The sequence below is a fragment of the Maribacter sp. 1_MG-2023 genome, from assembly GCF_030547005.1.
GTDB lineage: Bacteria > Bacteroidota > Bacteroidia > Flavobacteriales > Flavobacteriaceae > Maribacter.
The window spans coordinates 35,790-49,843 of record NZ_JAUOPN010000009.1 but is presented as its reverse complement, the minus strand read 5'-3'; the positions used below and the strand labels follow the sequence as shown (position 1 = coordinate 49,843).

14 protein-coding genes and 1 pseudogene are annotated in these 14,054 nt (G+C 34.5%); 7 read left to right on the top strand and 8 right to left on the bottom strand.

The window, feature by feature from the left end:
• Positions 1–111: 111 nt before the first annotated feature.
• From Q4500_RS11380 to Q4500_RS11365, 4 genes and pseudogenes are all read right to left on the bottom strand, one after another.
• The gene (locus tag Q4500_RS11380) at positions 112–336 is read right to left on the bottom strand and encodes a hypothetical protein (RefSeq protein WP_303599781.1); all 225 of its coding nucleotides are present in this window, start codon (positions 334–336) and stop codon (positions 112–114) included.
• A gap of 285 nt (positions 337–621) precedes the next feature.
• Positions 622–771: pseudogene (locus tag Q4500_RS11375) on the bottom strand (IS3 family transposase); the annotation flags it as partial.
• 117 nt (positions 772–888) lie between these two features.
• The gene (locus Q4500_RS11370; protein ID WP_303599780.1) at positions 889–2,745 is read right to left on the bottom strand and encodes a response regulator; all 1,857 of its coding nucleotides are present in this window, start codon (positions 2,743–2,745) and stop codon (positions 889–891) included.
• 937 nt (positions 2,746–3,682) lie between these two features.
• Entirely contained in the window at positions 3,683–4,666 is a 984-nt protein-coding gene (locus Q4500_RS11365; RefSeq protein WP_303599779.1) for an SDR family oxidoreductase, read from the bottom strand.
• Positions 4,667–4,957: 291 nt separating this feature from the next.
• On the opposite strand from Q4500_RS11365, the gene Q4500_RS11360 reads away from it, so the two are divergent.
• Positions 4,958–6,985 (top strand): S9 family peptidase, encoded by a 2,028-nt coding sequence (locus Q4500_RS11360; RefSeq protein WP_303599778.1) that lies wholly within the window; start codon positions 4,958–4,960, stop codon positions 6,983–6,985.
• Between the two features lie 97 nt (positions 6,986–7,082).
• On the opposite strand, the gene Q4500_RS11355 is transcribed toward Q4500_RS11360, so the two are convergent.
• Positions 7,083–7,919 (bottom strand): alpha/beta fold hydrolase, encoded by an 837-nt coding sequence (locus Q4500_RS11355; protein WP_303599777.1) that lies wholly within the window; start codon positions 7,917–7,919, stop codon positions 7,083–7,085.
• A 127-nt stretch (positions 7,920–8,046) separates the two neighbouring features.
• Between Q4500_RS11355 and Q4500_RS11350 the strand changes: the two genes are divergently transcribed.
• The 5 genes from Q4500_RS11350 (at position 8,047) to Q4500_RS11330 (ending at position 11,440) form a co-directional block, all read left to right on the top strand.
• The gene (locus Q4500_RS11350) at positions 8,047–8,655 is read left to right on the top strand and encodes an FMN-binding negative transcriptional regulator (RefSeq protein ID WP_303599776.1); all 609 of its coding nucleotides are present in this window, start codon (positions 8,047–8,049) and stop codon (positions 8,653–8,655) included.
• 103 nt (positions 8,656–8,758) lie between these two features.
• A complete protein-coding gene (locus Q4500_RS11345; RefSeq protein ID WP_303599775.1) occupies positions 8,759–9,253 on the top strand; it encodes a CIA30 family protein in 495 nt (164 codons plus the stop codon).
• A 108-nt stretch (positions 9,254–9,361) separates the two neighbouring features.
• The gene (locus Q4500_RS11340) at positions 9,362–9,850 is read left to right on the top strand and encodes a DoxX family membrane protein (RefSeq protein WP_303599774.1); all 489 of its coding nucleotides are present in this window, start codon (positions 9,362–9,364) and stop codon (positions 9,848–9,850) included.
• Positions 9,851–10,003: 153 nt separating this feature from the next.
• A complete protein-coding gene (locus tag Q4500_RS11335; protein WP_303599773.1) occupies positions 10,004–10,423 on the top strand; it encodes a DUF2141 domain-containing protein in 420 nt (139 codons plus the stop codon).
• 81 nt (positions 10,424–10,504) lie between these two features.
• Positions 10,505–11,440 carry a LysR substrate-binding domain-containing protein gene (locus tag Q4500_RS11330; protein WP_303599772.1) on the top strand — a complete coding sequence of 312 codons (936 nt, stop codon included), beginning with the start codon at positions 10,505–10,507 and terminating at the stop codon, positions 11,438–11,440.
• A 3-nt stretch (positions 11,441–11,443) separates the two neighbouring features.
• Here the strand turns inward: Q4500_RS11330 and Q4500_RS11325 are convergent, their stop codons facing one another.
• The gene (locus tag Q4500_RS11325; protein ID WP_303599771.1) at positions 11,444–11,863 is read right to left on the bottom strand and encodes a hypothetical protein; all 420 of its coding nucleotides are present in this window, start codon (positions 11,861–11,863) and stop codon (positions 11,444–11,446) included.
• A 75-nt stretch (positions 11,864–11,938) separates the two neighbouring features.
• On the bottom strand, positions 11,939–12,136 hold the full coding sequence (locus tag Q4500_RS11320; RefSeq protein WP_036155302.1) for a hypothetical protein: 198 nt from the start codon (positions 12,134–12,136) through the stop codon (positions 11,939–11,941).
• 144 nt (positions 12,137–12,280) lie between these two features.
• Between Q4500_RS11320 and Q4500_RS11315 the strand changes: the two genes are divergently transcribed.
• Entirely contained in the window at positions 12,281–13,549 is a 1,269-nt protein-coding gene (locus Q4500_RS11315) for a D-alanyl-D-alanine carboxypeptidase/D-alanyl-D-alanine-endopeptidase (RefSeq protein WP_303599770.1), read from the top strand.
• Here the strand turns inward: Q4500_RS11315 and Q4500_RS11310 are convergent, their stop codons facing one another.
• Positions 13,550–14,050, bottom strand: coding sequence for a peptide-methionine (S)-S-oxide reductase (locus tag Q4500_RS11310; RefSeq protein WP_303599769.1), 501 nt, complete (start codon positions 14,048–14,050; stop codon positions 13,550–13,552).
• Positions 14,051–14,054: the final 4 nt, after the last annotated feature.

Below are 14,054 nucleotides of genomic sequence, written 5' to 3'. Positions count from 1 at the left end.
GTAATGTGTCCGCTCTCTACTTTTGATATATGTAATGTCGCTGACGAAGAACTCTTCTGGTCTGAAACTTTGATTTCTTTTATCAGATTGGCATGTTTTCTAAGCCAATGTTTAGAGTTTGTTATACTGGTGTAATTCTTCCTTGGCCTTATCAGCATCAATTTCGAGCGTAAATATCCAAACAGGGCATCTCTTCCTATTTTTAAATTGTGCTTTGCGAATTCGTCCTTTAACAGGTAATACAGCTTTCATGTACCGAGCCTGGGAATATTCTTGTGAAAGCTCTGGACCAAATTCTTGACTCTCATAAACTCTTGCTCCTTTTTTGCTATACATTTTTTTGATTGGCAGAAAGCTCGTCTACTTATCCCAAACAATCGACAACAACGAGATAAACTTAATTGTTGTTCTTGTCGGATGCGATGGATTGATCGGGTAAATACTTTTTTCTAATAGCGGTACCATACTGTTTATCGAAAATGTCGATTATGGTGTTGAAAATTTTTTTCCTCAAATTTTAATAGTAAAGCTCGCGTTCCGAGTATTTAATTTTTTTGGCATTGTTTCATTTGATTTTGCATTTGAAGGCGTGTAGAGTTACTTCAGTCACTAGTATCATGTTTTCTGAGCCCAAATAAAACTTATACCTTGAATACTATAAGCCTTTTGCGCCTGTTTATAAGTAATCTCACCTTTTTCAAACTGATTGACAACCGCTAATTTAAAGCCCAAATTACAATCGCGTTGATTACGCCTTTTTACCGTAATAATTGAATGTTTCTTAAATGAGTCGATATTGTGTCAACTTATTTCAGGACAGGATATATTAAACAGCAAAGGCTCGCAAATTAATGCGAGCCCTTGCTGTTTATAAATTTCATTATACTCTTATGAAAGAATCTTATTTAAGCGAAGTTTTAAAATATTTCGCTCTACAGGTTTTTTTATATACTCTGAAGCTCCTAATTCTAATCCCTTTATCTCATCTAGTTCACTAACATAAGCACTCAAGAATACAACTGGTATTTTTATAGCCTTTTCCTTAATAAACTCTAATAATTTATAACCATTTAGATTAGGCATTTCTATATCTGACAAAATTAAATCATAATTCGTTTTACCAATTTTTATTAATGCAAGTAGTCCGTCTTCTGCATGATCTACATCAAATCCATCTTCCGTAAGTGTTTTAATAAGCATCATAGACGTAGTAATATCGTCTTCTACTAAAAGTATTCTCTTGCCGCGATTTTTAAGATTGACTTTTTTTCTATCCACAAAAGTCATGTTCTGTATAATGTCTTTTAATTCTACATGTGCAAAACCACTACTTGTATCACTCATAGCATATGGTATTACAATTGAGTCATTATGTAAGAGGGCTCCACAAGAATACACAACATTAGGTACATAACCTTCTCGTTCAGTTTCATTTGCTGACAATAATGGATTTTCTAGCTGAGCTATCACTTTTGTAGGATCGTTCAAGTCTAAAAGAATTGCACCTAGTACATATTTACGAACCGGTCCTACCCCATGAGTTATAACTAACCAGCCTTCACTAGTTTCAATTGGAGAGCCAGAGTTACCTAATTGAACAAATTCCCAGGCAAACTTAGGTTCTTGAATTAAAACAGCTTCATTATCCCAATTATTTATTTGATCGCTGAACATTACATAATTATTTTCGCCATCATGTCTAGAAAGCATAGCATATTTACCATTTACTTTTCTTGGGAATAACCCCATACCTTTATTTTGCGCATTTCTACCATAAATTGGTTTTACTGTAAATGTGTAAAAATCTTTTGTTTCAATAAGTTGCGGCATGATAACAAAACCATTGTAGGCAGTATATGTAGCATAATACGTTACTTCACCATCATCATCTGTAAATTTTACAAATCTAGCATCTTCAATTCCATTACTTTCTGCATCTGTAACTGGAAAAATAACTCGTTCATTTATTGACGTATCTAACGAAAAACCTATTTGATATTGAGCATTGGCAATGAATTTTATCGCATGAAGAACTTTATTAACTTCTACCGTAATTTCATTATTCTTTTCAAATTCATTTATAGTATACAATAGCTCACGAAAAATAAAAGTATCATTTAAACGATTCATGATTTTCTCTAGCGCTTCTACAGCACTAAGGTTCATGTCATTTAGTTTTACCAAAAAATCTTCCTTTTTATACTCATGTAACTGAACTGTTTCTGGAACATCTACCAACTTACCTAATGGGCTAAATTCTAAACTGCAATCTTTATTCAAGGTTGCACCTCTAAAACAAATAGATGAAACGTGACCTTCACCAGTTGCTCTAAAACTTACAATTACCCTTTTTTGTCCGTCTTCCAAATGCGACTGATCCGGATCCTCTATAATTGAAGGATTAAAAAACGCTGCTGATTCTATAGAATATTCGTGTGTAAAATAAGCCCCAATTAATAGTTTACGCTCGTCTGAAATGTTTTGACTATTTAAGCCAAGTGCATTAAATATATAAGACACCCTTTCAAAATGATTTAAAAATATTCTAGTTATATTTCTATGGCGATTACTAAAATCACGCAGAGTTTGATTTAGTACTTGGGCAGTATCTGAATCTGACATCATTATTACCCTATCTATAATTTTTTTTGCTCTAGATTCTCCTCCAGGCATAAAAAATCGCACAATAACTCGTTTAGGGTCTGGAGTAAAATGTGTGTCTAGTCTGTTTATTTTAATGGCCATGTATAGTAATTAATTGATTTATAAGATTATAACGAAATTATGTTTCAAAACGTATATATTTTCCTACAATTTATGTTGATTAGTATTAAATAGAGGTGAATAAATTTCATGTCCCTACTTGCCTAGCCTCTCAGGTGTCGAACAGTTTGTTGCTGTGTTCAAACTTTTTAATACGTTAAGAATTGTAAACTTGGATTTTCAAAGTAATTATACACTTACCACACAACCTAAATTTCCACTTCTGAGAGGGTAATGGCTCTTGCTTGAATTAAATTATATTGAGAAAAAAATCTCCGTAACTTTAGATATAAATTTGACACAAACTAGCAAACAAAAACGTAACCCTCCCGTCATGTGAGGGGATAAAGGGGTGGGTAATATGGATGATGAATTGTTCTAAAATCCAAAATAAAACTAACAAGATTCAAATAGATGTTTACCCTGAGAGCATTACGAATTATTTACGAAATACTGCCTACGAGACCCACCCCTAGCCCCTACAGAGAGGGGAATAACTCTTGGTTTAATTAAACTTTATTGCTAAAGTCACTAGAGTAACAATAGACTTCAAAACTTGTTAGAATCTCGCAAACAAAAACGCAAATCTCCCCTCTCGGGAGGGGATTATGGGGTGGGTAATACGGATGATGAATTATTGTAAAATGCTAGATATAACTAATCAGGTTCAACTAGATACCTACCATTTAATACTACCAATCACTTGTGAAATACTGCCTACAATACCCACCCCTAGCCCCTCCCTAGAGGAGAATAACTCTTGGTTTAATTAATCTTTATTACTAAAATCAAAACAGTAACTAAATAGTTCAAAATTTGCTTAAAACTCACAAACAAAAACGAAAATCTCCCCTCCTGGGAGGGGATTAAGGGGTGGGTAATACGGATGGTAAATTAAACTACTTGTTCTCTCGAAAACCTACAAACCCTTATAAGCACTCAACACATTCTCAATTTTAGCCTCGGTCTCTTTATCGATATTCTGATGCTCGGGGTTTTCTTTTAGCCACTTTACGGTTCTCTTAATTCCTTCTGAGAACGGAATGGTTGCTTTAAAACCAGGTACGAAGGTTTTAATTTTGCTATTATCAAACAAAACACTTTCTGCTTTGTCCGCCAATAACGTTCCTGTAAATGATGGTTCTACTTTACATATAAAATCTGATGCTATGTGTACTAAATTTGCTTCTTTTCCTAAGGCATCCGCAAGGATTTTATAAATCATATTCCAACTTAAAACCTCATCTGAAGTAATGTGAAAAGCGTGACCGATTGCTGGCTGTAATCCTAATAAACCAACAAATCCTTTTGCAAAATCATCAGAATGGGTAACTGTCCATAGCGATGTTCCATCACCATGTATTATAATTTCTTTACCATCTAGAATTCGTTGTGCCGTATTGTATTTATTAAATCCGCCAATAGCAATCGGTATTACGGTATCGTACGTTAAAGACGGACGAACAATAGTGATAGGAAATCCTTCTTCTCTATATGCTTTTTGCAATCGATCTTCGCACTGTATTTTACCTTGAGAATAGTCCCACAGATTATTACACAACGGAGTAGATTCGGTTATCACCGGATAGCTCAAAGGCGTCTGATAACATGATGCTGAACTAATAAAAATATATTGTTTTGTTTTCCCTCTAAACAATTTAATATCACGCTCAATGTCTTCTGGTGTAAAAGCAATCCAGTTTACTACAACATCCCACTCATGCTTTTTTAGTTCTGTAAGTTCTTCTGGCTTATTGATGTCTCCAATAATGGAATGTGCTCCTTCAATCTCAACTTTAGCTTTCCCCCTATTCAGCACATATAAATCTATTCCCTTAGCAACTGCAAGCTTACTACTTGGCGTACTAATATTTCCTGTTCCTCCTATAAATAATACTTTCATTTTTATATTTTATTTACTGAATATCAACTGATTAAAACTATTCACTTTACATATCTGCATAAAATTATAATACGTTTTTAAACAGTTTATAAAAATCAAACATGTCAATAACATTCCATTCAAAAAAACAGAATTAGTTTAATGCATGCAGTCTTAATCTTCTATAGTGTGAAAATACGAAAAGCAATAAAAATTCGAATGTTAATACTTGTTCATTTCTCTATTTAAGCCGTTCTTTTTTTATTCATAATTGCTATCTTCATAGCATCATTTCAAACCAAATTCAACACTATGAAAATTTATATTAAAACACTGTTTCTCTTATTGTTTACAGTATCTGCAACTGCACAGGTTTCTTCAAATCTTGAGCTGACCGATATTTTTAATATGGAATATGTTTCTGACCCTCAGATATCACCAGATGGTAGTAAAATTATCTACGTTCGTAATTTTAAAGATATTATGACCGACAGAAATTTATCAAACCTTTGGATGGTTAATTACGACGGTTCGCAAAACAGACCTTTAACTACCGGCAACCAAAATGACTATTACCCACGTTGGTCGCATGACGGTAAAAAAATCATCTATAAATCGAATCAAACCGATGAGAAGATGAAGTTGTATGTTATGTGGATGGACACCAAAGAAATTGCGCCACTTACGAATACACCAAAAGCACCCGGTGCCGTTAGTTGGTCTAATGATGACCGCTACTTAGCTTTTACCATGTTTGTACCAGAAGCTGAACAATCTATTGTAAAACTACCGGCAAAACCGGAAGGTGCAAAATGGAACACGCCACCAACATATATTGATAAATTGAACTATAGAGGTGACGGTCAAGGTTATATAAAAGGTGGTCATGACCAAATATTTACATTATCTATTGATGGTGGTACTCCAAATCAATTGACAACAACAACATTTGACCATGGTGCTCCTGTATGGGCAAAAAACGACAGAACGCTTTATTTCTCTGCAAACTTTAATCCTGATGAGGCTTTTGAACCTGCTAATAGTGAGGTCTATGCTTTAAATATTGCCACTGCTGAAGTTTCTCCATTAACTACAAGATATGGTCCTGATGGTTCACCAACGGTTTCACCTGATGGTAAAATGATTGCATACACCGGTAATGATGATAAATTACAAGGGTACCAGATCACAAACCTTTATGTGATGAATACCGATGGTAGCAACTCAAAATTACTTTCTGGAAGTTTTGATAGAGATATTGCCAATGCGCAATGGGCTAACGATGGCAAAGGGCTATACTTTCAATATGATACCGAAGGTGCTACTAAAATAGGACATATTACATTAGACGGTAAAGTAACCACTATTGTTGAAGGGCTCGGCGGATTGTCTTTAGGCCGACCTTATAATGCAGGTGATTTTACGGTTTCTAAAAATTCAAGATTCGCCTATACTTTAGGAAATACCGAACACCCTTCTGATTTAGGAGCTGCCGATAAAAAAGGCTCTAAGCGATTAACTTTTGTAAATGATGACCTTTATTCTTTTAGAGATTTAGGTAAAACCGAAGAAATTTGGTGGGAGTCTTCGTTTGACCAACAAAAAATTCAAGGTTGGGTGGTGACTCCGCCAAATTTTGACCCTAATAAAAAATATCCTTTTATTCTTGAAATTCATGGTGGACCATTTACTAGCTACGGTTCTGTGTATAGTGCAGAAATACAAGCTTATGCTGCTGCTGGTTATGTGGTTTTGTATAGTAACCCACGTGGTAGTACCAGCTATGGTGCTGAATTCGGTAATTTGATTCACCATGATTACCCTAACCATGATTATGACGATTTAATGAGTGGTGTAGATGCTGTTATCGCAAAAGGATATATTGATACCGATAATCTTTTCGTGACTGGTGGTAGTGGTGGCGGAGTATTGACTGCTTGGATCGTTGGTAAAACAGATAGATTTAAAGCTGCTGTAGTTGCCAAACCAGTAATTAACTGGACAAGCTTTGTACTTTATGCCGATGGTGCTGCATTTTTCTCTAAATATTGGTTCGGAAAAAAACCTTGGGAAGATCCAGAAAACTATTTTAGACGTTCACCATTAATGTATGTTGCCAATGTAACTACGCCAACCATGTTGCTTACTGGCGAAGAAGATTACAGAACGCCTATTGCAGAATCTGAACAATTCTATACTGCATTAAAATTAGAAGGTGTAGAAACGGCAATGGTACGTATACCTGGTGCGGGGCATGGTATTGCCAACAGACCTAGTAATTTAATTGCTAAAATTGCAAGTGTATTGGCTTGGTTTGAAAAATATAAAGATGACGAATAAGAATTCATAAACGAATTATCATTTTAGTTACCATCATCACATAAAAAAATCCCGATTGCTAATTGCAATCGGGATTCATATTTTTAGGATTTTTAATCTACTTATTTAGAAAAGAAATCAATATTTCATTCAACTCCTCTGAGTGCGTAACATTGAGTCCGTGTGGGGCTCCTTTAATAACCTCTAACGTACTATATTTAATACCATCATGTGCCTGTTTTGCCGAAGTTTCAATAGGTACGGTAGCATCAGCATCTCCATGCACTATTAATGTCGGTACAGTTACATTTTCCAACTCTGGTCTAAAATCGGTATGCATCCATGCTAACGCTGCTTGTATGGTTGCTCTAGGCGATGCAAATGAAGCAATGGTAAAATCATAATCTAATTGCGCCTGACTAATTCTTTTACCTTCGTTTTCCTCAAAATTATAGAATCCTTTATGAAACTTTTCTTTAAGAAAGCCTACTCTATCTTTCTGTAGCATGCCTATAATACCATCTAAAGCTTCTTCTGGTACTCCCGCTGGGTTATCTGGTTTTTGTTTTACTAGTGGAATTATCGAACTAATCAATGCTGCTTTAGCGATTCTACTAGAACCGTAATCAGTTAAATAACGAATTACTTCTCCGCCACCCATTGAAAAACCAACGATAACGGCATCTTTTAAATCCAGCTCTTCTATGATTGCATTTAAATCGCTTGCCAAGGCTGAATAATCATAAGCATCCCATGGCGAAGACGATGTTCCAAATCCTCTACGGTCGTAAGATAAACAGCGATAACCTTCCTCTACTAGCTTCCATACTTGTTGTTCCCAAGACTTACGACTTAATGGCCAGCCATGAATTAAAATCACCGGTTGTCCGCTTCCGTAATCTTCGTAAAATATATCTACTTGTTCTTTTGCTTTTGTATTTGTTATAAAAGGCATATTCTCGTTTTAAAATTCATATACAAGATAATTAGTATCTCGCTAATTATGTAACACGAAACATTAAATAATTGGTTCTAAAACAATTTGCTCAAAACGGTTATATTTACACAGAAAACCAGACCGCATGTTTATACCTGAGCACTATAAAAATAATGACGTTAAAGAGATTCATGACTTTTTAAAGAATAATAGTTTTGGCATCTTAATTAATACTATTGAAGGGAAACCCTGGGGTACACACATTCCTTTAGAACTATCAAAAAATTCAGACGATAAAGATATCTTGGTCGGTCATATTGCGAAAGCGAACTTGCAAAGTAAAAATCTGGTTGATGGCGATGAAGTGCTCTGTGTTTTTAACGGTCCGCATAGCTATATTTCATCATCATGGTATCAGCAAGAAGAGGTGCCTACGTGGAACTACATTGCTGTTCATATATATGGTACTGTGAAAATTCAAACTTCAGAAAAGTTGATTACCTCTTTACATGCACTCGTAAATAAATACGAGCAAAAATCTGAACAGCCTATCTCATTAGATAATATGTCTAAAAAAACCATGAGCCAAGTTAATGGTATTATAGGGTTTGAAATTTTAGTTAACGATATACAAGCTGTAAACAAACTTTCGCAAGGCAGAAGTCATGATCACCCTAAAATAATTTCTGAACTTGAAAAACAAGGCGCTCCTGAAAAAGCGATTGCAGATGAGATGAAAAAACGGATGACTTAATTGTTTCTCATATCAGTTAAAATAAATTTGGTTAGAGTGGTTGCATTACCTTCTTTACCCCTAAATTTAATCGCACTAGCATACCCAATAAACACTTGATATTATGAGCGAATTAAAATCTGTTTTTGAATTCAATAAAAAGTCCAACATCAAACAATGGCATATTGTCAACGATGATGTTATGGGAGGTCTATCAATGGGACTCATGCAAATAAATATACAAGGTAACGGTGTTTTCAGCGGCCATGTTTCTTTAGATAATAATGGTGGATTTTGCCTTGTTAGACATGATGTAGAACGCATACCTGTAGATAAGTATTCATTTTTTGTATTACGAATTAAAGGAGATGGAAAAAAATATGCTTTCCGCTGTAAATCTGGTGAGCATCAAAGACATACCTATAGCTTTGATTTTAAATCTAGCAAAGAATGGCAAACTATTGAGATTTCGTTTGCTGAAATGGAAGCGGTTTTTAGAGGTGAAGAATTAAAATTACCAAACTACCACGGCGACTATCTAGCTCAGATCGCTTTCATTATAAAAAATGGTGTTGAAGAAGATTTTAAGCTTGAAATAGATAGTATTGCATTGAAATAATGCAAACCTCACATTTAAATTAATCATTTTAAAAAAATTAAACATTGATTTTTATCATCTGTAAATTCCTTAAATTTTTATAAGTTTAAGTAACCAATACTTAAACCTATGTACCACCAGCTACAACCTATTAAAAAATTAATTATTCCGTTTAAGGTAGATGCATTATTGCCTAATGTTCTAATATTGATACCTAGGGCAATCACTGGCTATCTTCTTTCTTTTGTTTTTGCAATAAATAAATTTGGAACTCCATGGACTCCTGCTTCTGTGGGTTTAGCGTATTTTGAGGTTTCTGATTGGTTTGTTGCATTAGTAACACAATTTGGAATTCCATTCTCCTTTATGCCAGAACTGTTTGCTTGGTCTGCGGGATTAACTGAGGCTCTTGGTGGTATTCTATTAATATTAGGATTAAACACTAGAATGACCGCCTTCTTTATTACCGTAACCATGTTTACTACTATAGTGTGCAGGCCATGGGACGGTTCTTGGAATATAATGCCCACATTTATCTTTTTCTGCCTAGGCTTATTTTTTATGGGTTTCGGCTCTGGAAAATTTGGACTTGATTATTTGATTACCAAAAGGATATAGAAATTTAGTCTTTTTAATAATCATAGTTTTTTGTACTAGTACTCCCTTTTTACAATTCAGTAACACATTTCTACAATTGGGTTCATCGCTTTTTTAATAAATGCATTTATAAGACATCTTTGAAGTATCAATTAATCTTTAAAACCTTATAAAATGAAAAAGTTATTATTTACAATTACCGTATTTGCAATGAGTTTTACAATGAATGCCCAAGAAGAAACAGGTATAACACTAACCGTAGTTATCGAAAATGTATTGAACAATGAAGGTCATATATTAAGTGGATTACATAATCAAACTACTTTTATGAAAGCAGATGGTATTAAAACCAGTAAGGACAAAGCTGAAGCAGGAGAGTTGATTTTAACTTTTGAAAACATACAACCTGGTGATTATGCGTTTTCTGTTCTACATGATGCCAACGATAATAACCGTATGGATTTTGCAACCAATGGCATGCCTACAGAAGATTATGCCATGAGCGGTGAATCTTTACCAATGGGTCCGCCAACCTTTAGTGATGCAAAGTTTACTATTGTAGAAGATGATATGAAATTGACCCTTCGTTTTTAGAGAGAAATTAACGTCTGAATACCTGTTGTCAATAGGTTATAATAATGGTTTTTAGTAATTTTATAGCCTTATACTATCTACATGACCATTACTCAATTACAATACGTACTTGCTGTTGCTGAATACAAAAATTTCACACTCGCTGCCGAGAAGAGTTTTGTAACGCAACCAACTTTAAGCATGCAAGTACAAAAGCTTGAAGATGAATTAGATATACTTCTTTTTGATCGTAGCAAAAAACCAATTACTATTACCGAAGTCGGTAAAAAAATTGTAGCGCAAGCAAAAAATATTGTAAATGAAGCGGCACGTATTAAAGATATTGTAGAGCAAGAAAAAGGATATATTGGTGGGGATTATGTATTAGGGATCATCCCAACAATAATGCCCACTTTATTACCTATGTTTCTGAAGAATTTTATACAGAAATATCCGAAGGTAAACCTTATTATTAAAGAGCAGAATACAGAGAGCTTAATTCAAAATATTGAAGACGGACATATTGATGCCGCCATTGCCGCAACACCTTTAGAGGTAGACTTTATTACCGAAAGACCTTTGTATTACGAACCCTTCGTTGGTTATGTACCAAAGGAGCATCGTTTAGGGAATAGTACACAGATTACACCAGAGGATTTAGATATTGAAGATATTTTACTGCTACAAGATGGACACTGTTTTAGAGAAGGTGTTTTAAATCTTTGCAAAACTCCAAAAATTGGCGGAGACCATTTTAGTTTACAAAGTGGAAGTTTTGAAACCCTTATCAATCTTTCTAACGAAGGCTTAGGAATGACGCTTCTACCCTATTTAAATACGTTGGAACTTGACGATGTAAAAAAGAAAAACTTGAAGTACTTTGAAGAACCTTCACCTGCACGTGAAGTCAGTCTTATCTACCACAAAAAAGAATTAAAGGTGCAGATTACAGAAGCTTTAAGAGATGTCATTACAGGCATTGTTCGTGGTGCAATCGCTTTTCAAGATGTTAAGATCATAAGTCCGATTCATAAGTAAAACCTATTGTTTCTTAAATCTATACAAACAACCTTCAATACAAATACCAGGGTAAGATGGCGATAGCGTTAATCTTGTTTTACTCTCATTGAAATCTGCGCTATACCCTAGAGTATCTTTTTCACCTTTAATTATAAAATATAGATAAAGCTCGTCGTCTGTAATTTCATAATCGCCAGAATTCAGTACTTCTTTATTAAAATCGGTTCTTTCGTAATTACCGAATTCATCGAAGAAATAACGGTAGCCTTCTTCTACATCTTTCCACTCTGTGGCACCACCGGGACTCACATATGATTCTGTCAACAACCACTCACCTACTAAACGAGTATCGTCAACAGGTGTGTCATCAAATGGCATGTCGTCATTTTGACATTGCATTAAGAATAACAAAAATATCGCAACCGTAAATTTAATAGCCATCGTGTCTTTTAATGTAAGATGTAAATAAAGCTATAGGTTGCGTAAAAAAAAAGAGCCACTTTACATGGCTCTCTATTATGCTTTTAAATAAACTAAACTTTGATGTAATTCTGGTTTATCGGTTATAAAACTTTCTAACCAGACTTTTAACTCTTCCACCTCTTCGGGTAGTAACGTCGTTAAGGCTTTCTTCAACTCTTTACAAAATAGTAAGGTATCAAAACTAACCTTTTTAAGTACTGTTTTACTATACTCTAGCATAGACTTAGACATGTTGTTGTTAGATTAATAGATTTGTTGTTGTATAAAGGTAAACAGAAATACCGTTGTAATATTGTATACAAAAAGTTAAAGTAATTACTTACATGTTAAATTTTTATCGCATTCGTAAGTATGCAATTTTGTAATTTCGAATTCATGAAGAATTTTCTTTTTTTAGCAGTTGCTTTTTTGTTGTTTTCTGCCTGTAGTTCAAACAAATCTTTGATTTCAAAATCCTTTGACAAACAGTTATCATCAGCGTTTTATAAAAATCAATTCACGGGGGTTTTAGTTATGGATGCTGAAACGAAAGACACTATATACACCAATAACAGTCATAAGTATTTTATACCTGCCAGTAACACCAAAATTTTCACACTTTTCGCAGCACTTAAAACCTTGCCAGCTCAAATACCCGCTTTAAAATATATTGCCACAAATGATACCTTATATTTTGAAGGTACTGGTGACCCTTCATTTTTGCATCCTTATATAAAAGACTCAACGGCTTTAAATTTTCTTCAGAATCAAAGTAATCTAGTTTTTGTAACGAACAATTTTCAGGATAAAAAATATGGACCAGGTTGGGCTTGGGACGATTACCAATGGTATTATTCTGCAGAGAAAAGCGCATTACCTATAAATGGTAATGTGGTGATGACTTATAAGAATCAGGAGCTTATCGTTTCTCCTTCTTATTTCAAGGACAGCGTTTTAGAATTGACCCATAATAGCAATAGAAATGAAACTTCAAATAGGTTCTATTTTCCGCCAACAAAAAAGGATACTTTAGAAACTCCATATATCACAAGTGACGAGACTACTAGGTCTATTTTAGAAAACTTACTTTCCAAAAAAGTTGGTACCGCTTCGACAATACCTTCGGGTGAAAAACAAACACTGTACGGTAGTAATGCCGATTCGCTTTATGTTCGTATGATGCATGAAAGCGATAATTTTATTGCCGAACAGCTTTTACTCGTAGCATCGGGAGTTCTCACTGATACCTTAAATGCGAAATTAACCAGAGATTATTTTTTAGAAAAAGAACTGAAAAATTTAAAGCAAGAACCTAGATGGGTCGATGGATCGGGACTCTCGCGATACAATCTGTTAACTCCGCAAAACATGGTCTCGGTTTTAGACCAATTATATGAAATGGTACCTCAAGAGCGTTTGTTTTCTATTTTTCCTGCTGGGGGATTATCGGGTACTTTAAAAAATAGGTTTGCAGGAGATAAGAAACCTTATGTATTTGCAAAGTCTGGAAGCCTAAGTAATAACTACTGCCTTAGCGGATACTTGGTTGCAAACTCAGGAAAAGTGTTGATTTTCAGTTTTATGAACAATCACTTTAAACAATCTACATCAGAAGAACGAAATAGACTTGAACAAATGCTTCAAACACTTAGAGATTCCTATTAATTATAGAACTTTCGTTGACACATGTTTGGCATATTTCTCTTTCAACAACTTTATTTTAGGGGATATATGTGTTCTACAAAAAGGCTTCTCGGTATCGCTGAAATAGTAATTATGAAATCGTTCTTCGGAAGTTTTAAATGCCCCGAAAGGAAAAATTGCCGTAATTAAAGGAATCTCAAAATCTTGCTGTAAACCAGTCATAATTCCCTTTAACAAAAACTCATCATCCTGTTTAAAAAAATAAATACCTGAACGATACTTATTTCGCATAGAATGATTTTGGGTGCTTCTATGCGTATCTAAATGAATAGCTACTAAATCTTTCAACGCTATAACTGCAGCATTATAATACACGATTACAGCCTCAGAAAAATCTGCTGTATTTTCATTTGGAGCAATAAAGCCTTGTTCTACTTTCTCTACGCCGTTAAGTGCTATAAATACAGCTTCGGTACACCAATGACATCCACCACCGAATCCGACTTTAAAGACTTTACCCATATTA